We start from the raw sequence: 22,405 nt of genomic DNA on the forward strand, positions 1-22,405 counted from the left end.
CCTGAATCTAGTGCAACAGCTTCTACTTGAAAACCAAAACGTTCTCTTTGGCGATCCAAACGGGACAAATAGGGGACAGAATCATGTACATTCCCCGGTGTCACATGCACGTCCGTAATCAGATTGTACTTCATATCCACCGTGCGGTGGTCCAGATAGAAGAAGCCTTCGGGCTTGCCATCACGGATCATATAGCCGCTGTCCGGGTCTGTTTTGCTCACTTTAATTTCTTTTTCTTCGTTCACTTCCTCTCGGGATTTTAAGGCTTTTTTCCGTGGTTTCTCCGGTCATCCTTCACCGCTTCGTTCAGCTCGTCCATATAGTCTTTAGTATTCTGCAACACTTGTTCTTTGGTGTACTGGTGCCTGTTAGCATTGGCTTTGACGTGTGTGGAATCGGTGACGAGAACACGCCCACCCACCATTCGGTGAGAGATCGCCTGCAGCACAATTTCATCGAAGATATCTTGAAAGATCGTGGTGTCTTTAAAGCGAGTACGACGATTCCAGCTAATCGTCGTATGGTCCGGAACTTTATCCGTTAAGCCCAACCTCAGAAACCAACGATAAGCTTGAATTTCTCGCTCGAGTTGCCGTTCTGAGCGAATGCCATAGAAATAACCGAGAAAGATCATTTTAAACAATACGGTAGGATCAATGGCAGGACGCCCGTTGTCTGCACAATACAGTGGTCGAACTTTATCATCGATAAACGAAAAATCGATATACTTATCTACTTTGCGGAGCAAGTGATCTTGAGGAACCAGATCTTCGATGGAAACAAATTCGTAGGATTGTTGTTTTTCGCGGTTGGAGCGTAGCATATCAACACCATCCGTTCTACAATAGTTACCTATATTATACAACATTAACGCGGTGTCGTCTTAAACAAAATTAACATAAAATAGGCTGTCGAGACTTTCTCGACAGCCTGAGCAGACCTTAGTAGGTCTTCTTTTTTTGGACTTAGATGCCCCTGTATACAAGGAATATGATGAACAAAGCAACATTCTGTCTTTTTTTGGCGCCTGAACGATGTATAATATAGAAAATGAAAAACAATAAGGAGGCCGTTCATAGTGCGGAAATTTCGTTGGATTTCAGCAGTTACAGTCTTCATATTTGTAGCCACCGCGCTTCCGGTTCAGGCGGCGACCATTCCTGCCGCCGCGGAAACGACGGATAAGCAGGTTGGGTCGCTAACTCCGACAGTGGTAAGCCGTTTAGAAAAAGCGGTGCAAGAACTCATCGGCTCGAAGACAGCATTTCAATTTGACGATGTGACGGATATGGGGAAAACTTGGATTGTAGAGGGCGGACTAGAAGATGGAACTGCTACGTTGCAGACAGAATATAATAAAGAAAAAAATAGAGTAGATTCTACAACCATACGATATAAAATAAGCAGCTTGGGAAAAGCGATGAACGCGCCACTCAAGACGAAAGTGCTAAACAGCGCCAAAGCGTTTGACAGCAAGCGTCCTTTGCAATTTGAAGCATTTTGGCGGGTCAAATCCCCTTATCAGTCCAACAAGCCATCAAATTACTGGGTATTTTGGGGCGCAGGAGAACAGGCTTCCTCGTTGTATGTGGATGTGGATCGAAGTAACGCTATTACCATCAACGCGGACTATGCGCTGAAGCGGGTGGACCCTCTGATACTGAACCGTGCAATGAATACATTTAAGCGTGTGAGTGGACAGCCAATTAAGGTGCAGCACGCTTCACGGTACAAGGACGAAGCGAAGGGGCTTTCATATTGGTCGTTTGAGGATGCAAACGAGGCCAGTGAGGTCAAAATTAGCGCGGTAACCGGTAAAGTGCTGGCCGTATCCACCTATGGGGTGGACTGGAATGATGACGCAGATTTCAAAAAAACATTTGCAAGCCCGAAATATACTGCCTCAGAAGCTTTGAAGCTAGTCAAGCCCAAGGCTCAGATGTTATTTAATATCAATTTGACCGGCTATAAAGTGAAAGTTCAAGGGAATCAATATACGTTCTACAAGCAGCAAAAGGGAACGGATTCTATTGTGGCTAAAGTGAATAAAAAAGGGACTTTTTACGCTTACTCTCTCCATTCTTCCAATGGGAAAATGTAGTGGGAAATAGAAAAGATGAATCAAGCCGCTCCACTCCTGATATCATATTGTCGGGGAGTGGGGCGGCTTTTTTAGTTTTTGGCTTATGTTTGAAGTCTCTTTATGTTACATTAGTATGAAAATAAAGAGCGGGGTGGAGCAGAGGACATGAAACCGGATTTGCGTACTGTGCTGAATCGTGAAATTATTGTCGGAGACGGCGCAATGGGGACTTTTTTATATCAGCTAGGATTTCCAGTAAATACGTCTTTCGAAGAACTGAACATCACTTCGCCTGATGTTATATCAGACGTGCATGGTCAATATTTAAGTGCAGGAGCTCGATTGCTGGAGACTAATACATTTTCTGCAAATGATTATAAGTTAGCCCGGTTTGGACTGGAATCTAAGGTAGAAGAGATCAATCGTGCTGGTGTGAGAATTGCCAGAGATGCGGCCGGACCTGAACATTATGTGGTAGGTGCAGTGGGTTCCATATGTGGGGGAAAGCGGCTTAACATATCAAAGCTGGAGCTGGCAAGAAACTATGAACAGCAAATTGATGCCCTTCTCTCCGAAGGAGTCGACGGTATTTTGTGCGAAACGTTTTATTCGCTGGATGAAATACGCATAGCGCTTCACAGTGTACGTAAATATAGTGATATTCCGGTGATTTGTCAGTTTGCGGTCGATCAGGTTGGTCGTACTCAGGATGGTTTTTTAGTGGCGGAAGCTTTTTCGGTGCTGCGTAATGAGGGGGCAGACATCCTTGGATTTAACTGTCACTCGGGTCCGCAGGGAATTATGAGTGTAATGGAGCAGCTGGACGGCCCTTTGTCTGTACCGTTGTCCGTATATCCGAATGCGGGACTAGCAGATTATGTGGACGGTCACTATGTATACGGTGCATCACCTGAATATTTTGGAGAATGTGCCAAATCCTTTGTAGACCTGGGAACGAGGCTGCTCGGTGGTTGCTGCGGAACTACACCGGATCATATTGCTGCTATATCCAAAGCCTTGAACCGTTTGCAACCGCCTCCTCTTGCTTCAAAAGAAGCTTTGTCGAAAGAGTCCTTTCAAGTGGCGGAGCAGATTGCAGATGAAGGGGAACGAGGAAATGGCAGACATACCAGTGAGCCCAACATCGTGGATCTTGTAAAGGAACGACATACGGTCATTGTAGAACTGGATCCTCCGCGCGATCTGGACATTACGAGGTTTATGCAAGGTGCTCATGCGTTGAAGAAAGCCGGGGCTGACGCGCTTACACTGGCTGACAACTCGCTTGCAGTCACTCGCATGAGCAACATGGCGCTTGGACATTTGGTCAGTATTGAATCAGGCTTGCGTCCATTAATTCATATAGCATGTCGTGATCGCAATCTGATTGGTACTCAATCCCACATGATGGGTTTTGACGCGCTCGGTATTGACCATGTACTGGCGGTTACTGGAGATCCGGCGCGGTTCGGTGATTTGCCAGGCGCCAGTTCGGTGTATGATATGACCTCTTTTGAAATCATACGCATGATCAAGCAATTAAATGATGGTGTCGCATTTTCCGGTAAGCCACTGAAGCAGAAAGCTAATTTTGTGGTAGGTGCCGCATTTAATCCTAACGTCAAGCATTTGGGTAAAGCCGTACAGCGGTTGGAGAAGAAAATTGCCTCCGGAGCCGACTATGTTATGACTCAGCCCGTATACGACCACGAGTTGATTGCAGCCATCGCGGAAGCGACACGACATTTGGAAGTACCGATTTTTATCGGTATTATGCCGCTGGCTAGTGGGCGCAATGCAGAATACTTGCACAATGAAGTACCAGGCATTCAGTTATCCGATGAGGTGCGTGCACGTATGTCTGGCCTTGAGGGTCCGGAAGGACGAGCAATGGGTGTGTCTATTGCCAAGGAGTTACTCGATACGGCAATGGAACATTTTAATGGTATCTATTTTATGACTCCATTTATGTTCTATGAAATGACAGCTGAACTGACTTCTTACGTATGGCAAAAATCAGGCCGCGCACAGGCCCCCTTGTTTCGACTATAATAATCAATTACAATAGTATAATGGATGTGATGCCGATGTCATTGAGTATGACCGGATACGGTCAAGCTATCCTTCATTATGAGGGCTATAAAGTGCGCTTGGAATTGAAATCGGTAAATCACCGCTATTGCGAAGTGATGATGAGAATTCCGCGCGAATGGACTCGTTACGAAGATGGCTTGAGAAGAACGGTTCAACAGCAGATTAAACGCGGTCGTATCGATGTCTTTATCCACAGGGAACGTGATGAAGAACAGATGCCCGCCGCGCGGTTAAATGACACTGTGGTGCAGGCTTACCTGCATGCAGCGGAGCAGCTGGCGGATCGTTATGGAGTGAAAGGAACGTTAGGGATAAGCGATATTCTTGCTTTGCCTGACGTTCTGGGTGAGCCTGGAGAGGCTTTCCATGGAGACGAAGAGGACTGGGAAGAGCAACTACAGCGAGCTTTGAATGAAGCTTTGCAAGGTTTACTGGAGATGAGAAGGCGAGAAGGCAGGCATTTGGCGCAAGATGTGAAATCCCGTATTTTACGTCTGGAATCCCTGCATCATGAAATGACGGTGCTGGCTCCTCATGTTGTGAGCGACTACCGTAACAGGCTGAAACACAGGCTTAAAGAGCTTCAGGACGGTTCATTTACGCTTGATGAACATAAGTTCGGAATGGAGATTGCGTTATTCGCGGATCGCAGCAATATTGATGAGGAACTTACCCGGCTTCAAAGTCACTTTGGGCAGTGCAAGGGGTTGCTGCTATCGGACGAGCCGGCCGGTCGCAAATTAGATTTTTTAATCCAGGAAATGAACAGAGAAGTCAACACGATCGGCTCCAAGGCTAATCATCTCAACTTGGTTAATTTGGTCGTTGAGATGAAAGCAGAGCTCGAGAAAATTCGTGAGCAGGCTGCAAATATTGAGTAGCTACCTGGTAGCGGCACGGCTGCAAGAGTCACATGTATAGGGGGAAAGACCTGAATATGGCAATCAAATTGATCAATATTGGTTTCGGCAATATCGTGTCGGCCAACCGAATTATCTCCATCGTCAGTCCGGAGTCTGCTCCGATCAAGCGGATTATACAGGAAGCCAGGGACCGTCATATGCTAATTGATGCTACCTATGGCCGCCGGACGCGGGCTGTTATTATTACAGACAGTGATCATGTAATCCTGTCTGCGGTGCAGCCGGAGACGGTCGCTCATCGCCTATCCACTAAAGATGATGACAATGACGAATAAAAATGGAGTGTACTATGGCTAAGGGATTATTATTTGTAATATCCGGACCTTCGGGTGTCGGTAAAGGGACGGTAGGCAACGCATTGCGTGACAAGCTACCAGAGATAACGTACTCCGTTTCTGCTACAACTCGAACACCTCGTTCAGGCGAACAGGATGGAGTGACCTATTTTTTTAAAACGCGTGAAGAATTTTTGGGTATGATTGAACGAGATGAAATGCTGGAGTATGCTGAGTATGTAGGGAACTATTATGGTACTCCACGTGATTTTGTAGATCAGACGCTTGCGCAGGGAAAAGATATTTTTCTGGAGATTGAAGTTCAGGGAGCGCTAAAGGTTAAAGAAAAATTTCCAGAAGGCATATTCATTTTTCTGCTTCCGCCTTCGCTAGATGAATTAAAGGATAGAATCCGGGGACGGGGCACAGAAACTCAAGCGACCATAGACCACCGTATGTCGGTAGCTGTGGATGAAATGAATCTGTTGCGTCACTATGATTATGCGGTCGTCAATGATGAGATTGATTTCGCTTGTAAACGAATAGAATCCATTATTATCGCCGAACATTGTAAGGTTCATCCTTAAACGAGGGCTTTACATATGCCAAGCGTACCTAAAGAGAAATAATACTGTATAAGCTGAGCTTGAAGGTGTACACTGGAGTTCAGCTTATACAGTCCTAAAACTACATGAAGAGGTGTCTATTCGTGCTGTATCCTTCCATTGATGAAATGATGAAAAAGGCAGATAGTAAGTATTCGTTGGTTGTAGCGGCTTCACGTCGTGCCAGACAGTTGCGCGAGGGTGAAAAGACGACCCTCAAGAATCCTAAATCCCACAAACAGGTTGGAGTAGCTTTGGAAGAGATCTATGCAGATCATCTTCTACTTGAAAGCGGCGAAGAAGAATAAGAATTATAGACAATCATTATAACCGGGCGTAATGCCAATTCCTTTGACAACCGCAAGGTTGTTATTTTTTTAGGTCAGGGGGAGTTAACGATGTTGAAGGGGAAAGTTATTATTCTTGGTATAACCGGTGGAATTGCTGCTTACAAAGGGGCTGCGTTATGTAGTAGGTTGACACAAAAGGGCGCCGATGTTCATGTGATTATGACAGCCTCTGCTAAGGAGTTTATTACCGAGCTTACACTGCAGTCGCTCTCTCGTAATCCGGTGTACAGTGATACGTTTGATGAAAGAGAGCCGTCCGTCGTATCCCATATTCATCTGGCAGATGCGGCTGATTTGGTGCTTGTTGCACCTGCAACTGCGAATATTATCGGAAAAATGGCGCATGGCCTTGCTGATGATATGTTGTCTACAACGTTGTTGGCTACAACAGCGCCTATTATGGTGGCACCTGCGATGAATGTACATATGTACACTCATCCGGCAGTCATGCAAAATATGGAGACGCTTGTATCACGTGGTGTGAAGATGATTGAGCCTGGTGAAGGATTACTGGCTTGCGGTTACGTTGGCAAAGGACGTTTGGAAGAGCCGGACACAATTGTGCAAACGATAGAGCACTTTTTTGATCAGCAAGCCCAGGAACAAAAAAACAACATTAAGTCTGAATCCCGATGGTTTGGTGGCGAATCTGTGGAGGCTCAAGTGCCTGAGTCACCTGTGAATGAGAATGAATCGGTGTTTTCAGGTAAAAAAGTCATTGTAACGGCTGGAGGCACGATCGAGCGAATTGATCCAGTGCGTTATATCACAAATGATTCATCTGGAAAAATGGGCTTCGCCATTGCAAAAGTGGCTCAAAAGATGGGGGCAGAGGTGCACTTGATTGCTGCCAATACCAGTGCGGAACCGCCTGCTGGTATTATGCTTGAAAGAGTCCAGTCGGCTGAAGACATGTACGCAGCTGTATTAAAACAATGGGAAACGAGCGATATGGTCGTTATGGCTGCTGCAGTTGCAGATTATCGACCACGTGAGATAGCACAGACCAAGATCAAGAAAAAAGATAGTGTATTTACGCTAGAGTTAGTGAAGAACGTCGATATTCTAGAATCACTCGGACGGAGTAAGAAACATCAATTTTTAATTGGCTTTGCAGCTGAAACTGAACATTTGGAGACGTATGCGAAAGATAAATTAGAACGTAAAAATTGTGATTTGATCGCGGCAAACGATGTAACTGTGAATGGTGCTGGTTTTGGCGTCGATACGAATGCTGTTCAAATTTATGACCGAAGCGGGATCGTTGAGCGTATTCCTGTACAGTCAAAGGAAGAAGTTGCGCGTAAGTTGCTTACTATAGCCGCGGGACGCATGGGTGGGGTGCTGCATTAATGGAGACGGGCAATTTAGTTGCCAAGGTCATTGTCGATGTACCTGCCAAGGATACGGACCGCACCTTCGATTATCTGATACCGGATTCAATGAGACCTTGGATTGAGCCGGGTAGTCGGGTAGCTGTGCCATTTGGCAAACGGACGGTGCAGGCTTTCGTCATCTCGGTAGTCCCAGCTGAGGAACCACCGAAATACAGGATGAGAGCGATTCAGGAGTTGCTGGATTTGGTGCCACCTTTATCTGCCGACCTAGTCGAACTGGGCAAGTGGATGAGTGAACGTTATGCTTGTAATCAAATTATGGCATTGCAAGTGATGATTCCTACCGCGCTCAAAGGCAAAGCAGAACGTTATATCTCAATTGCGGAACAGCATGAGTTAACGCATCCACAGCGTAGTATACAACCGAATCAGGGCGATGAGCTCGAATGGGCACTTCTGACCGACGATGGTATGAGTGATCCGACAGAGCGTCGGATTGTCAGCTTCATTCAGGAGAAGGAGCAAGTCCCGTTGCAGCAACTCAGTCGACGTTTCCCTGAGGAAGCGGAGGTTATTAAATCACTGTTACGCCGGGGTGTGCTTCAGGAAAGTCAAGTTATTAAAGACAAGCTTGGCAAAAAGACCATGAAATCCGTTGATCTGGCTATCGGCATAGACGAGGCATCAACGGTACTGGAGCAATTTTCTGCCAAAGCACAGCGTCAGCGGGAGGTACTTGCTTTTTTGCTGGAACGTAGCGAGTTTTTGCCTCTGTCGCTCAAGGAAGTCATGACCTCATTGAGTGTGTCTGCTGCAACGGTTAAGGCGCTGGAAGATAAGGGCTATGTGTTGCTGGAGGATGTCGAAGTGTTCCGCGACCCGTACCGGGGCAGACACTTCAAGCCTACAGAGCCACTCCCTCTCACAGCAGAGCAGCAGTCGGTGTATGAACGGATTATTCGCCAGCTGGACACGCGTGAGCAAGGAGCTTATTTGTTGCATGGAGTCACGGGGAGCGGTAAGACGGAAATTTATCTACAGACGATTCAACGTTGTATCGAGCAGAATCGGCAGGCCATTGTGCTGGTACCTGAAATATCGTTAACCCCACAAATGGTTGAGCGTTTTAAAGGTCGGTTTGGCGATCAGGTAGCAGTGATGCACAGTAGGTTGTCTGGAGGAGAACGGTACGATGAGTGGCGCAAAATACGCGAAGGCCGTGTGAAAGTGGCGATTGGTGCTCGCTCGGCAGTATTTGCGCCTTTTCGTGAGTTAGGTCTTATTATTATGGATGAGGAGCACGAAACGTCCTATAAGCAGGAAGAGACACCTAAATACCATGCGCGTGAGGTCGCCATTCGCAGAGCCCATCAGCATGGGGCTGTCGTTATTCTCGGCTCGGCTACACCGTCGCTGGAAAGCTACTATGCGGCTCGCTCACAAAGCAACGACGAGTTTGCGCCGTTGCTACTTGAAATGCCAACTCGCGCATTGGGGAACACGCTACCCGAAGTACATATCATGGATATGCGTGAGGAACTGCGTGCTGGCAACCGCTCTATGTTTAGCCGTGCGTTGCATAATGGGATTGCAGAGCGGTTAGAGCGTAAGGAGCAGACGGTGCTCCTGTTGAATCGGCGTGGACACTCCACATTCGTCATGTGCCGTAGCTGTGGCTATGTGGCGGGCTGTCCGCATTGTGATATTTCGCTTACGTATCATCAGCGGTCGAACAATTTACGTTGTCATTACTGTGGTTATTCCGAGCCTGTGCCTCAGACTTGCCCTGAATGCGGTAGTGAGCATATTCGCTATTTCGGTACAGGTACCCAGCGAGTGGAAGAAGAGCTGGCGAAGCTATTCCCCGGTATACGTGTTGTTCGAATGGATGTTGATACAACGACAGAAAAAAATGCCCACGAAAAGCTCCTCAAGCAATTTCGTGATAAAAAAGCGGACGTGCTGCTCGGTACTCAAATGGTTGCCAAAGGCCTGGACTTTCCCGATGTGACACTGGTTGGTGTCATTACTGCGGATTCAGCTCTCAATTTACCGGATTTTCGGGCTGCGGAAAAGACATTTCAGCTGTTAACACAAGTAGCTGGACGTGCTGGGAGACATCAATTGCCAGGGGAAGTATTCGTACAATCCTATACTCCAGAGCATTATTCGGTGATTCACGCAAGTCGCCATGATTATGCTTCTTTTGTGAGGGAAGAATTGAAACACCGCCGCAATTTGCACTATCCACCATATTGCCGTCTTATTTTGGTAACCTTTTCTCATGAACAACTCCCGGTGCTGGTCCGGCTGGCAGAGAATTATTCAGCAACACTACAGGGACGGGCCAGACAACGAGGCTGGTTCGGGAATATGGATCGTCTTACATCGGATGTACTCGACATTTTGGGGCCAGTAGCTTCTCCCATTTCGAGAATCAAGAATAGATACCGATTTCAATGTATGATAAAATGGCGTGGAAATATCGACGCGATTAGTTTGGCTCAGCAAGTAGCTGATGAAATGGCCGAATCCGCACAGGCGCAAAAGTTGCTGATTAGTCTGGATGTTGATCCACAAATGCTTATGTAGAGCGTTGCCACAAAAGTTATTAGCACAATTAATGCGGACAAGTCGTCCGTACATAGGATAATGTAGCAGTCGCGTTTGTGATGAATACAGTTAAGCCTAAACGAAGGAAAAAGGATAAAGAGGAAGGTGTTCTGTTGTCATGTCAATTAGAATTATAGTGTTGGAGCCGGATGATGTATTGCACAAAGTAGCAAAGGAAGTTACTAAAATTACACCTAACGTGCAAAAGCTGCTCGACGATATGGCAGATACGATGTATGAAGCGGAGGGTGTAGGTCTTGCTGCTCCGCAAGTAGGTATTTTGAAGCGTCTCATCGTTGTAGATGCTGGAGATGAACATGGTTTGATTAAAATGATCAACCCAGAAATCGTGGCCGAAGAAGGGGAGGACTTGGGTCCAGAAGGCTGCCTGAGTATACCAGGGTTGAACGGGGATGTGCGTCGTGCCGAGAAAGTTACAGTCAAGGGACTGGACCGCGAGGGTAAGGCCATTACCGTTACAGCGACAGGATTGCTTTCTCGTGCTTTTCAGCATGAAATCGACCATTTAAATGGAATTTTGTTCACGGATATTGCAGAAAAAGTATATGAGGTTGCGCTGGAACAGCCAGGACCGAACCGTCAGATAGGAGAGTGAGGTTCGATGAGTCAAGACATTCGTATTATCTTTATGGGTACGCCTGAGTTTGCAGTGCCATCGTTGAACATGTTATTGGATAATGGTTATAACGTGGTCGGTGTGATTACACAGCCCGATAAGCCACAGGGACGGAAAAAAATATTGACGCCTACACCAGTTAAGGAAGCGGCAGAAAAACGCGGATTACCTGTACTGCAACCGACCCGCCTGCGCCAGCCAGAAGCGGTGGCTCAGGTGGCGGAGCTGCGTCCTGATCTGATCGTAACCGCAGCCTATGGGCAAATTTTGCCAAAATCCGTACTAGACCTGCCTCGTTTCGGCTGCCTGAATGTGCATGGTTCGTTACTTCCCCGTTATCGGGGAGGTGCACCGATCCAGCGTGCGATTATTAACGGTGAGACCGTGACGGGTGTGACGCTGATGTATATGGCGGAAGGACTGGATACTGGCGATATGATATCGCGAGTTGAGGTTGCTATAGGACCGGAGGATACCTCCGGTACGATTTTTGAGAAGCTAAGCGTAGCTGGAGCAAAGCTTTTGCAGGGCGAGCTGCCTAAATTGCTGGCTGGGCAATCAGACCGTACGCCGCAAAACGAGGACGAGGCGACCTATGCTCCGAATCTGAACCGCGACGATGAGCGTATTTCGTGGAGTGACAATGCACAGCAGATATACAACCGGATCCGCGGCCTTGTTCCTTTTTCGGGCGCGTTTACGCTTTGGGAGGAAAATGTTTTTAAAATATGGGCTGCTGAGCAGCCTTTCATAAATAATGAAGTGAGTGGCTCAAATGCTCCAGCACCCGGAACGGTTCTTCAATTGACCGCTCGTGGCATTGAGGTGCAGACAGGCGAAGGAACTCTTTGGCTGACTCAGGTTCAACCGGCTGGCAAAAAGGTTATGGATGCCGGAACCTTTGCGCGCGGCGGACAGATGAAGCCAGGCACGGTGCTCGGATGAGCGGGAGTCACTCCCGTCAGGGAGGCAAAGGCAAGGGAGTGGGTGCCAGATCCGGCAATACTCGCAAACAGACGGCGCGGGAAGTTGCACTTGATGTGTTGACCGGTGTGGAGCAAGAGGGTGCGTATAGCAATCTTGAGTTAAATCGTCGACTTCAGCAGGCAGGTTTATCTGCAAGTGACGCTGGTCTGGCGACTGAACTTGTATACGGTACAGTCGCACGCCGAAATACACTTGATTATTTTTTGAATAAATTTGTTCAAAAAGGAACGGCCAAGCTTCAGGCTTGGGTACGTTCGTTGCTGCGGATGAGTGTGTATCAGGTGGTGTATCTGGATCGAGTTCCGGATCATGCAGTCGTTAGTGAAGCGGTGACCATTGCCAAGCGTCGTGGGCATCAGGGGATTTCCGGTATGGTCAACGGCGTGCTCCGCAGCATGCTGCGTGAGCCGGACAAGCTGCGTATTCCTGACGATTTGTCACCAGAGGAACGGATTTCATTAGAACATTCTCATCCACAGTGGCTGGTTAAGCGTTGGATTAAGCAATACGGTGCAGATACTGCTGAGGCTATCTGTCAGGCTAATAATGAGCCCCCTGCGGTCAGCGTACGGGTGAATACGACAATGACCAGCCGTGATCAGCTGCTGGACGAGATGCGCTCAAAAGGACTTGATGCCGTTCCTTCGGCAGTTAGTCCCTATGGGATTGTTGTTCGTAGCGGTGGCAATATGGCGCTTACCTCGTGGTATACGGACGGCTCGCTGTCCGTACAGGATGAAAGCTCTATGCTCGTTGCCGAAGCAGTTGCTCCTGAGCCCGGTATGCTGGTACTGGATTGCTGTGCCGCTCCAGGCGGCAAAACAGCTCATATGGCTGAGCTGATGAAGGATCGCGGTCGGATCGTTGCAAATGATCTGCATGCCCATAAGCATCAATTAATCCGTGAACAGGCTAAACGACTTGGCCTGGATGCCGTGGAAACAGTCACTGGTGATGCGCTAGAACTGAAGGAACGATATGCCCCAGCTTCTTTTGACCGTATTTTGCTGGATGCACCATGCTCTGGCTTTGGAGTAATTCGTCGTAAACCGGACCTGCGTTGGAGCAAAACTGCGCAGGATGTTCGCGACATTACACAGCTTCAGCATGAGCTGCTGGATAGTGTGGCGGGACTGTTGAAGCCAGGTGGCATTCTGGTATACAGTACATGCACGATTGAGCCGGACGAAAATGAAGGACAATTGACTCGGTTTTTAAGCGAACATTCGGAGTATGAATTGGCAGAGGGTCATTCCTTCCCGGACGTGAGCCGCGAAATGGATAGTATACAGGGAGGCTCGGTACAGCTGTTACCGCAGCATTTCCACAGCGACGGATTTTATATCGCGCGCCTACGTCGGGTGAAATAGAGCGGAAGAGAATTCCATGCAGCTGCCCACCAGCATTTCCACATTCCGCCGGAACATTTCCGGCGGTTTTTTGCATGAAGACGAAAAATTTTTACCCCCTCAGGGATTTGTGCTAAAATAGGAAGAATGAAAAATACGATCTGCGATCAAACAGAACTTAATGAAGAAGGAACGGGTGCAAACATTGATGAAACCTTTTATATATGATTTAACTTTGGAGGAGCTTCAGGACTGGGCCAAGAACAATGGCGAGCCTGCTTTTCGTGGAGGACAAATTTTTGACTGGCTGTATGTGAAGCGGGTCAATGATTTCAGCGAGATGACGAATTTGCCCAAGGCGCTGAGAGAGAAGCTTGAGGAGCAATTTAGTTTTGTGACGCTTAGTGAAATTACAAAGTTGGAATCTAAGGACGGTACAGTAAAATTCCTGTTCGGTTTGCATGATGATCATGCCATTGAAACGGTCATTATGAGACACAATTACGGAAACAGTATTTGTGTAACGACACAAGTGGGTTGCCGAATTGGTTGTACTTTCTGCGCTTCGACGCTTGGAGGCCTCAAACGGAACCTGACAGCTGGTGAAATTACTGCACAGGTAGTACAGGCTCAGAAAATTTTGGATAAAACGAATGAACGAGTGAGCAGCATCGTGATTATGGGCTCGGGCGAGCCTTTTGAAAACTATGAAGCGACCATGACGTTTTTGCGTACAATGGTTCATGAAAAAGGTCTGAACATTGGTCAACGTCATATCACAGTGTCGACCAGCGGTATTGTACCGAATATTTATAAATTTGCCGACGAGGATACCCAGATTAATCTGGCAATATCCATTCATGCGCCTAATGATGCACTTCGGTCGAAGCTAATGCCTGTAAATCGGCGTTATCCCTTTAAGGATGTTATGGATTCTCTACGTTACTATCTTGCTAAGACGGGGCGGAGAATTTCGTTTGAATATGCCCTGATTGGTGGGGTAAACGATCAGGCAGAACATGCTGAAGAGCTAGCGGATGTGTTAAAGGACATGCTGTGTCACGTTAATTTGATTCCAGTCAACCATGTGCCTGAGCGCAAGTATGTGCGCACATCGCGTAGCGATATTTTTAATTTTCAACGTATTCTTGCCGAAAAAGGCGTCAATGTGACGATCCGGCGTGAACAGGGTCACGATATTGCCGCTGCCTGCGGTCAGTTGCGTGCAAAGCATATGGAGTTGGGGTGAAACCATTTGATCAAAACAGTTCATGTCAGCCATGTCGGACGTGTACGTTCGGTGAATGAGGATTCTGCCTGGATCAGGCACTTAGAGCAAGGCTATATTCTTGGGATTGTTGCCGATGGTATGGGGGGGCATTTGGCCGGTGATACGGCCAGCCGCCTTGCGGTAGAGACACTTGCCGCTGATTTGGCGACGCTGGAGAGCGGATTATCCGCACATTCTTTGACGGCGGCGCTCAGCGACGCTATTTTGCATGCCAATGAAGTCATCTTCCAGACGGCTGCACGCGATGAGAAGTATCATAATATGGGAACGACAGTTGTTGCGGTTTTACTATACGACGCATCCGGAATTATCGGACATATCGGTGACAGTCGCGCCTATGTCATATCCAAAGGAGCGGTACGTCAGCTTACAGAAGACCATACTTTGGTTAACGAGCTGTTCAAAAACGGTCAGATCAGTAAGGAAGAACGGGAGAACCATCCTCGTCGCAATGTACTGACACGGGCGCTGGGCACTGATTCCGAGGTGAAAGTGGATATTGACTCCATTACGCTGGAAAAAGGCGATGTACTGTTACTGTGTAGCGACGGATTAAGCAATCTGGTAACGGAAGAACAAATCAGTAAAGTAGTAGGTGCCGCAGAGAATCCTTTGGAGGAGCGTGCGGATCGTCTGCTACATCTGGCGTTGCTTGCCGGAGGAGACGATAACATTACTGTAGCTTTGTTTGAATTGCCCGATGACACGGTTTCATTGAATGAAAAGGGGTGTGACGCATGATCGGGCACCTGCTAGGGGGAAGATACGAAATTATTGAGCGTATCGGTGGCGGCGGTATGGCTCTGGTGTACAAGGCTCAAGACATTTTGCTGAATCGCAATGTTGCAGTTAAAGTGTTGCGCCAGCAATTTGTTCATGACGAGGAATTTATTCGCCGGTTTCGGCGTGAGGCGCAGTCTGCGGCTTCGCTTTCGCATTCGAATGTGGTCAGTATTTATGATGTCGGCCAAGAGGATGAAATCCATTATATTGTAATGGAGTGCATCGAAGGTAAAAATTTGAATGAGATTATTAAAGAACGTGCGCCATTGCAAGTGGATGAAGCAGTACGGATTGCTTCCCAGATTTGTGATGCGCTGGAGCATGCTCACCAAAATCAGATCATTCACCGAGACATCAAGCCACATAATATATTAATTGGACGTAATGGACGGGTTAAGGTAACCGATTTTGGGATTGCTAGAGCTGTTACGTCAACGACCATTACCCAGACGGGTTCTGTTGTAGGTTCTGTTCATTATTTTTCACCTGAGCATGCAAAGGGTGTCGTCACCGGCGAAAAATCGGACTTATATTCTTTAGGTATTGTCTTATATCAAATGCTGACGGCGCAGCTCCCTTTCCTCGGAGAAAGTCCAATTAGTGTAGCGCTCAAGCATTTGCAAGAGGAGTTTGAGGAACCGCGTAAAATTAATCCGTTGATTCCGCAAAGTGTGGAAAATGTCATTCTAAAATCCATGCGCAAAAATCCAGAAGAGCGTTATCAATCGGCAGATGAAATGCTAAAAGATTTGGAAACCTGTTTGCTGCCGGGACGGCGTAATGAATCCAAGCTGGAGTTTACACATTTGGATGATGAGGATCAAACACGGGTTATTCCGGCTATTAAGCCTCAACAATTAGGGATGTCTTCTAGCGGGGAAGATGTACCTGCCCAACCGCGTGAGTCTGAACAGCTTCCGAGCAAGCAATCGTCCAAGAAAAATAGAAAAAAAGCGATCTTGTGGGTAACACTAGTGTTGGTGTTACTTCTGTGCATGGGCGGAGTGGTGTACTATGTGCAAAGTGTACTTGTCGTGCCTGAGGTAAAAGTACCAGGTGTATTGACACAAACAGAAGACCAAGCGAAGGTTAATCTCAGTAAAGCGGGTTTACTCATTGAGGAGCCAATCCAGCATGAATACAAAGAGGGGATCGCGCCTGGAATTGTATTTTATCAAAGCTATCCTGCAGATTCTTTAGTCAAGGAAGGAACCAAGATTAGTCTGAAAGTCGGGATTGCCAAGCCGCTCACCCCAATGCCGGATGTAAAAGGCCAAAGCTACGAGAATGCTGTTAAGCTGCTGACCGCCCAGCAAATTAAGGAGACGCAGATTCAGCAAAATGAGCAGTTCAGTGATCAGGCCGTTGGGACCGTCCTTAGTCAGACTCCAGCTGCAAATGAGCCATTTGATAAGGATTCAGTCCAAGTTGTGCTCACAGTCAGCAAGGGCGCTGACACTGTGAAAATGCCAAGTCTCGTAGGGAAAACGCAGAACCAAGCGGAAAATGAGGTCAAAAAGGCAGGGCTGAAGGTTGGCTCGATTAAAGAAGAATTTAGCTATGAGCAGGAAAAAGGAAGAGTAACCAAACAATGGCCGTCCGAGGCAGGCAGTGAGTTGCCACCAAATACGGAAATTACGTTTTATGTAAGCACTGGTTACCCGCCAGAAGCGATTACGCTGCCATTTAATGTGCCTGTTGCACCGAAGGAAGAGGGTAAAAACAGCAAAATTCGTATTACTTATACGGATGCACGTGGAGAAAATCAGGAATGGGGAAGCCGTACAATTAATACGACACAGGTGTTCACTATCAACCTGCTAATGGCTCCGAACAAAGACAGTGTTGTCTCAGTATTTAGAGATGGTGACTTTATTGATACGTATCCGGTCTCTTATATTGATGCGAAAAATGGAACAGTGACGATGCCTCAAATTGCCCCACCTGCTGGAACTTCACCAACGGATACACCTGATGGTAATTCCTCGCAAAATGGAAGTGGAAACGGCGAGGAAGGTGATAACGGGGGATCTTCTAATGATAGTGGTGACGGTGGAGGCGACTCGAACAATCAGGAGGGCACAGGAGGTAATGGTGACCCTTCTGCCTTTGTTCCTGGAACGAATTCCACGGGGGCTACGCGCAGTGAGTTGGCAGTTAGCCATAAAAACAACCAAGGTCACGCTTCCCACAAAAAGAAGGAAAAAGTGATTGAGGCTGTTCAGCATCAGTAAACGTGCAATAGGAGATGCTTAACCTGCTATACGCAATAAAACTTAAACATTATGAAGGAGGACATCTTACACATGCCTGAAGGTCTGATCGTCAAGGCGCTTAGCGGATATTATTATGTCTCCAGCCTGGATCAGGATGGGCGTCCGGTATCTGGCGAAGCTACGGTACAATGCAGAGCACGCGGCATTTTTAAGAAAAAAGAGATCACGCCTCTTGTCGGTGATCGGGTCGTTTACGAACTGACTGAGAACGGGGAAGGTATGGTCAAGGAGATTAGAAAGCGTACAACGGAGCTGATTCGTCCTCCGGTAGCTAATACCACGCTTGCTGTGCTGCTGTTTTCCTTACGTGAGCCGGATTTAAACCTGCCTTTACTGGATAAATTTTTAGTCCATATTGAGCACGCCGGGCTGGATACGATTATCTGTCTGACTAAGCGCGATTTGTATGAAGGCAGCCCTTCAGAGGATGACACCGTGCTGACCGTTCAGGAAATGTACCGGAAGATCGGTTATGAAGTGCTGGTAACCAGTGCCCGTACCGGAGAAGGAACGGTTGAGCTTAAGAAGCTGTTGGCTGGTCAAATCAGCGTGTTTTCCGGGCAGTCAGGTGTAGGGAAGTCTTCCATGCTTAATGCTTTGGAGCCTGGGTTAACGCTTGAGACGAGCGCCATAAGCAATAAGCTGGGCCGAGGAAGACATACGACTCGTCATGTAGAGCTTATTCCTTTAGACAACGGAGGGTTTGTAGCAGATACGCCGGGGTTTAGCCAGTTGGATTTTCTGGAGCTGGGTGTGGATGAACTATCTCCCTGTTTTCGTGAATTCCAGCAGTATGCGGAAGGATGTAAATTTCGGGGGTGTACCCATATTCACGAGCCTGGCTGTAAAGTAAGAGAGGCCCTGGAAGAAGGACATATTTCACAGGGACGGTATGATAGCTATTTGCAGTTCTATCAGGAATTAAAAGAAAAAAAACGGAGGTACTAAGTTTATGTTAAAAATAGCACCGTCGATTTTATCCGCTGATTTTGCTCGCTTGGGCAGTGAAGTTGCGGAAGCTGCGGCAGGAGGGGCAGACTGGATTCATGTGGATGTAATGGATGGGCATTTTGTATCCAATATTACATTGGGGCCACCTATCGTTCAGGCTATTCGTCCGCATACGACTCTTCCCTTGGATGTTCATCTGATGATTGAGCATCCTGAACGTTATATTGGCGATTTCGTAAAAGCAGGAGCCGATATCATCACTGTTCATGCTGAGGCGTGTGTTCATTTGCATGGTGTCCTTCACTTGATCAAGCAGCAAGGCGCTCTGGCTGGAGTGGCTCTCAATCCGGGTACTTCACCATACGCGATCAAGGAAGTGCTGCCAAATGTAGATATGATTCTAGTGATGACGGTCAATCCTGGCTTTGGAGGACAGTCCTTCATTCCAGAGACGTTGAATAAAATCAGACAAATCCGTGCTTGGTTGAACGAATTGGGTCGTCCAGACGTACATATCGAGGTAGACGGAGGTATTGCGGAGGAGACGGCACCAGCCGTATTTGAAGCGGGGGCTAACGTGCTGGTGGCTGGTAGTGCGGTATTCGGCAGAGCAGACCGCGCAGCGGCTATTGCTACGATTCGGGACAGTGCAGCTCGTTTGTCCAAGTGAAGCTGACCGAAGCATTGTGGATGACTGTCGCGAGCATGGCGACGGGGTTGACCCTTAGCTGTTTCTCGCTTGTGAAGGCTCCTTGGAATGCCGTTCTTTCACTTTTGGCTGTTCTAGTTGTGCTGTTTTATTTTCGTAAAAATGAACGGCGTGGTTTACGAATAGGTTTTGTGGTGTGCAGCGTACTTTATTATATCCTGTTTATTTTCATACTCTCAGCATATCTCTATGTTCGCGGACTTGTCTGATGGTATAGCCTGGGATGGTTGTGCATAAATATGGTTACATGAGCGGGATTCTCATGTAGCCTTTTTTTGTGGGGTAACAACCCTTGACAGGTTGCATAAACTACAGAGAACGGATGCAGGAGGATGATGGGGAGGGTGAGGCATGAAGTTTTACACAATCAAGCTGCCAAAATTTCTGGGTGGATTCGTTAAAGCCATTTTGAATACATTCCAGAAAAACTGAATTCAACGTAATGTAAACACAGGATGTAGGATGAAAGCTAGAGGTACACAGGGCACGCTTCCCGGGCATAACAGATAGGTAGCTCGGTAGTAAAAGATAAGAACGCACGGGAAGGTGCCTGACATTTTGTTCTCCTGAACTAGGCGGATATTACTTTTCGAATAACCAAAAAAGCACCCGTTTAAAACGAGGTGCCTTTTGTTTATAACGATATTTTTTTACGACTACACGCGAGTCACTTTACCGGCTTTCAATGCACGAGTGCTGACATAAACGCGTTTCGGTTTACCGTTAACGAGAATGCGAACTTTTTGTACGTTGACGCCCCAAGTACGGCGATTACGGTTGTTAGCGTGAGATACGTGGTTACCGCTGCCAGGCTTTTTGCCTGTTACAGAACATTTACGAGACATGATTCCACCTCCTATTCTGAAAATAACCAAATTCCATATGGAACGGGTCTCTCTTCAGGCCGACTGGGTCAGCCGGACTTTGTAAGTCACTAACCTGAACAAAACAATACTTAAATATAATATCATAGTCAAAAAAGCTCCGTCAACTGATTCAAAAACTTTATTTATTTCTCTTTCGCATTATAGTACAATATGGGATAGTTATTGTTGCGATTATTTTGTATTTAAATGGAATGTGAATTCTTATTCCAGTCATGCCGGCGGTTCAGAGGCGGGACTATAGTTATCATTCCAGCCGATGATTTATTGTGGGGCAGTTGACTGGTTTTTCATTGTATATGACCTGTAGAAGAACGACCAGACGTGAGTACAAGAGCTTATGAAAGTGTGACATTCGTATTCGTCGTCTGGCTTTAGTATAATTTAATTGAACCTGTAGGCACAGTTGAATAAGGTGTGGTGAAGGTTGATAGTAAAACAAGTGTATTAAGCTAGGAAGGGGAATTCTCTTGAGTAATCGTTCTTTGAATGGAACAGATTTTACCGCAATGGTTTTAGCCGGGGCGGAACAATTACAGCAGCATGCGGAACATGTCAATTCACTAAATGTATTCCCGGTGCCAGACGGTGATACGGGAACCAACATGAATTTGACGATGAGCGCGGGCGTAACGGAATTAAAGAGGGGGGATTCTTCCTCCATCGGTGTCATGTCCGGCATATTATCCAAAGGTTTGCTGATGGGAGCCCGCGGCAATTCAGGGGTTATCCTGTCTCAGTTGTTTCGTGGCTTCAGCCGTTACGCTGCCCCATACGAGGAATTGAATACCCTTCAGTTCGCATCGGCATTGCAGAGCGGGGTGGATGCGGCCTACAAGGCGGTGGTTAAGCCGGTGGAGGGTACAATTCTTACCGTGGCGAAGGAAGCGGCCAGGCATGCTGTGTTTTTCTCGCGCCGGACGAACGATATCACGGAACTGATGGAAGAAGTGCTTGCCAAAGCGAAGGAAACGCTTGCCATGACGCAGGACATGCTCCCTGTACTGAAGCAAGTAGGAGTTGTAGATTCGGGTGGGCAAGGTCTTGTGTATATTTATGAAGGCTTTATGCAGCATCTTGGAAGCGGCTTGGTGACGTCTCCAATTGCAAAAAGTGATAATGCGCGCCAGGTTTTTGCTCCTCACGTATCGGAGAGACCTACTGCTCCTGCAGTTGTTCCTTCCCCAGATGCGCCGATTTCTGCGCAAGCGAAGCTCGAAACGGATAATATTGAATTTTTGTATGATATGGAGTTTTTTATTAATCGACAACTGGGCGATGCGCAAGGTACCTATTTTGATGAGGAAGCCTTCCGGAAAGCGTTATCTGTAGATGGTGATTCTATTATCGTGATTTCAGACGATGACGTCATCAAGGTTCACGTGCATTCTAAGGCTCCTGGTGAAGTACTGAATTTGGCACTGCGTTACGGAGAAATTACACAGATTCGTATTTTAAATATGCGCGAGCAGCATCGTGATTTGTTGTCTGCGGGTATGGATGTTGCTCCTGAGCCTGAGTGGTTTGCTGAAATACCAACAGAGCCTGTACGTGAGGAAGAGCCGTCTGAGCCTCCCGCTCATGAACTGGCATCCTTTGGTTTTATAGCTGTGGCTTCCGGTGAAGGAATTGCTGATATTTTCAGAAGTTTAGGCGTCGATGTTGTCCTTGCTGGCGGCCAAACAATGAATCCGAGCACAGAGGACTTCGTTAATGCGGCCCGCTCGATTGCGGCTCAACATATTTTTATTCTTCCGAATAATTCCAATATTATTTTGGCGGCAGAACAAGCACGTGAACTGCTAGAGATGGAACGTTTGGTGTCGGTTATTCCGAGCAAAACAATTCCTCAGGGCATTGTGGCAGCATTTGCCTTCCAGGAGGAAGAGGCTTTTGAGGTAAATCAGGACAATATGCGTGACGCAGTCACCCGGGTGAAGTCTGGGCAAGTGACCTACGCGGTACGGGATACGACGCTTGATGATCTGCATATTACAGCAGGGCACTACATCGGTATTCAGGATTCCAAGATTGTTGCGACCGAGGAACACTTAATGGCAACGTCCCGTCTTTTGCTAGCGAAAATGCTGGTGAATGGCGATGAAATTGTTACGATTCTTACAGGTTCGGACGCGAATCAACAAGACACAGATCAGCTTGTTGCATGGATTGAAGAAAATTATGCGGATGCTGAAGTGGAAGTTCATGAAGGTGGTCAGCCGATTTATCCTTATTTGTTCTCAGTGGAAACCTGATGT

The 22,405-nt window shown here is 47.2% G+C and carries 19 protein-coding genes and 1 pseudogene; 18 read left to right on the top strand and 2 right to left on the bottom strand.

Annotation, left to right across the window (positions count from 1 at the left end):
- Positions 1 to 823: pseudogene (locus JOD82_RS00005) on the bottom strand (IS1182 family transposase); the annotation flags it as partial.
- Between the two features lie 255 nt (positions 824 to 1,078).
- On the opposite strand from JOD82_RS00005, the gene JOD82_RS00010 reads away from it, so the two are divergent.
- From JOD82_RS00010 to spoVM, 17 genes are all read left to right on the top strand, one after another.
- Positions 1,079 to 2,101, top strand: coding sequence for a hypothetical protein (locus tag JOD82_RS00010; protein WP_069012753.1), 1,023 nt, complete (start codon positions 1,079 to 1,081; stop codon positions 2,099 to 2,101).
- 147 nt (positions 2,102 to 2,248) lie between these two features.
- Entirely contained in the window at positions 2,249 to 4,135 is a 1,887-nt protein-coding gene (locus tag JOD82_RS00015; RefSeq protein ID WP_069012752.1) for a bifunctional homocysteine S-methyltransferase/methylenetetrahydrofolate reductase, read from the top strand.
- A 35-nt stretch (positions 4,136 to 4,170) separates the two neighbouring features.
- Positions 4,171 to 5,058 carry a YicC/YloC family endoribonuclease gene (locus tag JOD82_RS00020; RefSeq protein ID WP_069012751.1) on the top strand — a complete coding sequence of 296 codons (888 nt, stop codon included), beginning with the start codon at positions 4,171 to 4,173 and terminating at the stop codon, positions 5,056 to 5,058.
- Between the two features lie 56 nt (positions 5,059 to 5,114).
- A complete protein-coding gene (gene remA, locus JOD82_RS00025; protein WP_005548256.1) occupies positions 5,115 to 5,375 on the top strand; it encodes an extracellular matrix/biofilm regulator RemA in 261 nt (86 codons plus the stop codon).
- 14 nt (positions 5,376 to 5,389) lie between these two features.
- On the top strand, positions 5,390 to 5,962 hold the full coding sequence (gene gmk / locus JOD82_RS00030) for a guanylate kinase (protein ID WP_013310894.1): 573 nt from the start codon (positions 5,390 to 5,392) through the stop codon (positions 5,960 to 5,962).
- A 122-nt stretch (positions 5,963 to 6,084) separates the two neighbouring features.
- Positions 6,085 to 6,288 (top strand): DNA-directed RNA polymerase subunit omega, encoded by a 204-nt coding sequence (rpoZ, locus tag JOD82_RS00035; RefSeq protein ID WP_039270867.1) that lies wholly within the window; start codon positions 6,085 to 6,087, stop codon positions 6,286 to 6,288.
- Between the two features lie 90 nt (positions 6,289 to 6,378).
- Complete coding sequence (gene coaBC / locus JOD82_RS00040) at positions 6,379 to 7,683, top strand: bifunctional phosphopantothenoylcysteine decarboxylase/phosphopantothenate--cysteine ligase CoaBC (RefSeq protein WP_029517199.1); 1,305 nt, start codon at positions 6,379 to 6,381, stop codon at positions 7,681 to 7,683.
- Positions 7,683 to 10,259 (top strand): primosomal protein N', encoded by a 2,577-nt coding sequence (gene priA / locus JOD82_RS00045; RefSeq protein WP_069012750.1) that lies wholly within the window; start codon positions 7,683 to 7,685, stop codon positions 10,257 to 10,259. The genes coaBC and priA overlap by 1 nt, the downstream gene beginning before the upstream one ends.
- Before the next feature lie 139 nt (positions 10,260 to 10,398).
- On the top strand, positions 10,399 to 10,896 hold the full coding sequence (def, locus tag JOD82_RS00050) for a peptide deformylase (RefSeq protein ID WP_029517201.1): 498 nt from the start codon (positions 10,399 to 10,401) through the stop codon (positions 10,894 to 10,896).
- A gap of 6 nt (positions 10,897 to 10,902) precedes the next feature.
- Positions 10,903 to 11,862, top strand: coding sequence for a methionyl-tRNA formyltransferase (gene fmt, locus JOD82_RS00055; RefSeq protein ID WP_069012749.1), 960 nt, complete (start codon positions 10,903 to 10,905; stop codon positions 11,860 to 11,862).
- A complete protein-coding gene (gene rsmB, locus JOD82_RS00060) occupies positions 11,859 to 13,274 on the top strand; it encodes a 16S rRNA (cytosine(967)-C(5))-methyltransferase RsmB (protein ID WP_029517203.1) in 1,416 nt (471 codons plus the stop codon). Before fmt ends, rsmB begins: the two co-directional genes overlap by 4 nt.
- A gap of 187 nt (positions 13,275 to 13,461) precedes the next feature.
- Positions 13,462 to 14,502: a dual-specificity RNA methyltransferase RlmN gene (rlmN, locus tag JOD82_RS00065; protein ID WP_029517204.1), complete on the top strand. Its 1,041-nt coding sequence runs from the start codon at positions 13,462 to 13,464 to the stop codon at positions 14,500 to 14,502.
- A 6-nt stretch (positions 14,503 to 14,508) separates the two neighbouring features.
- A complete protein-coding gene (locus JOD82_RS00070) occupies positions 14,509 to 15,285 on the top strand; it encodes a Stp1/IreP family PP2C-type Ser/Thr phosphatase (RefSeq protein WP_069012748.1) in 777 nt (258 codons plus the stop codon).
- A complete protein-coding gene (pknB, locus tag JOD82_RS00075) occupies positions 15,282 to 17,561 on the top strand; it encodes a Stk1 family PASTA domain-containing Ser/Thr kinase (RefSeq protein ID WP_069012747.1) in 2,280 nt (759 codons plus the stop codon). The genes JOD82_RS00070 and pknB overlap by 4 nt, the downstream gene beginning before the upstream one ends.
- A 72-nt stretch (positions 17,562 to 17,633) precedes the next feature.
- On the top strand, positions 17,634 to 18,551 hold the full coding sequence (gene rsgA, locus JOD82_RS00080; RefSeq protein WP_029517207.1) for a ribosome small subunit-dependent GTPase A: 918 nt from the start codon (positions 17,634 to 17,636) through the stop codon (positions 18,549 to 18,551).
- A gap of 4 nt (positions 18,552 to 18,555) precedes the next feature.
- Positions 18,556 to 19,224: a ribulose-phosphate 3-epimerase gene (gene rpe / locus JOD82_RS00085; RefSeq protein WP_029517208.1), complete on the top strand. Its 669-nt coding sequence runs from the start codon at positions 18,556 to 18,558 to the stop codon at positions 19,222 to 19,224.
- Between the two features lie 390 nt (positions 19,225 to 19,614).
- Positions 19,615 to 19,695, top strand: coding sequence for a stage V sporulation protein SpoVM (gene spoVM / locus JOD82_RS00090; RefSeq protein WP_010345573.1), 81 nt, complete (start codon positions 19,615 to 19,617; stop codon positions 19,693 to 19,695).
- Between the two features lie 224 nt (positions 19,696 to 19,919).
- On the opposite strand, the gene rpmB is transcribed toward spoVM, so the two are convergent.
- The gene (gene rpmB, locus JOD82_RS00095; protein ID WP_013310881.1) at positions 19,920 to 20,108 is read right to left on the bottom strand and encodes a 50S ribosomal protein L28; all 189 of its coding nucleotides are present in this window, start codon (positions 20,106 to 20,108) and stop codon (positions 19,920 to 19,922) included.
- A gap of 509 nt (positions 20,109 to 20,617) precedes the next feature.
- On the opposite strand from rpmB, the gene JOD82_RS00100 reads away from it, so the two are divergent.
- On the top strand, positions 20,618 to 22,402 hold the full coding sequence (locus JOD82_RS00100; RefSeq protein WP_069012746.1) for a DAK2 domain-containing protein: 1,785 nt from the start codon (positions 20,618 to 20,620) through the stop codon (positions 22,400 to 22,402).
- Positions 22,403 to 22,405: the final 3 nt, after the last annotated feature.

This window comes from Paenibacillus sp. 1182 (assembly GCF_017833915.1).
Classification (GTDB): Bacteria; Bacillota; Bacilli; order Paenibacillales; family Paenibacillaceae; genus Paenibacillus; species Paenibacillus polymyxa_D.

Excerpts from the sequence above, each read along its gene's own strand:
- coaBC (WP_029517199.1), top strand. The coding sequence starts at position 6,379 with ATGTTGAAGGGGAAAGTTATTATTCTTGGTATAACCGGTGGAATTGCT.
- rsmB (WP_029517203.1), top strand. The coding sequence starts at position 11,859 with ATGAGCGGGAGTCACTCCCGTCAGGGAGGCAAAGGCAAGGGAGTGGGT.
- rpmB (WP_013310881.1), bottom strand. The coding sequence starts at position 20,108 with ATGTCTCGTAAATGTTCTGTAACAGGCAAAAAGCCTGGCAGCGGTAAC.
- gmk (WP_013310894.1), top strand. The coding sequence starts at position 5,390 with ATGGCTAAGGGATTATTATTTGTAATATCCGGACCTTCGGGTGTCGGT.
- rpe (WP_029517208.1), top strand. The coding sequence starts at position 18,556 with ATGTTAAAAATAGCACCGTCGATTTTATCCGCTGATTTTGCTCGCTTG.
- remA (WP_005548256.1), top strand. The coding sequence starts at position 5,115 with ATGGCAATCAAATTGATCAATATTGGTTTCGGCAATATCGTGTCGGCC.
- spoVM (WP_010345573.1), top strand. The coding sequence starts at position 19,615 with ATGAAGTTTTACACAATCAAGCTGCCAAAATTTCTGGGTGGATTCGTT.
- rsgA (WP_029517207.1), top strand. The coding sequence starts at position 17,634 with ATGCCTGAAGGTCTGATCGTCAAGGCGCTTAGCGGATATTATTATGTC.
- def (WP_029517201.1), top strand. The coding sequence starts at position 10,399 with ATGTCAATTAGAATTATAGTGTTGGAGCCGGATGATGTATTGCACAAA.
- rlmN (WP_029517204.1), top strand. The coding sequence starts at position 13,462 with ATGAAACCTTTTATATATGATTTAACTTTGGAGGAGCTTCAGGACTGG.
- priA (WP_069012750.1), top strand. The coding sequence starts at position 7,683 with ATGGAGACGGGCAATTTAGTTGCCAAGGTCATTGTCGATGTACCTGCC.
- JOD82_RS00020 (WP_069012751.1), top strand. The coding sequence starts at position 4,171 with ATGTCATTGAGTATGACCGGATACGGTCAAGCTATCCTTCATTATGAG.
- pknB (WP_069012747.1), top strand. The coding sequence starts at position 15,282 with ATGATCGGGCACCTGCTAGGGGGAAGATACGAAATTATTGAGCGTATC.
- fmt (WP_069012749.1), top strand. The coding sequence starts at position 10,903 with ATGAGTCAAGACATTCGTATTATCTTTATGGGTACGCCTGAGTTTGCA.
- JOD82_RS00015 (WP_069012752.1), top strand. The coding sequence starts at position 2,249 with ATGAAACCGGATTTGCGTACTGTGCTGAATCGTGAAATTATTGTCGGA.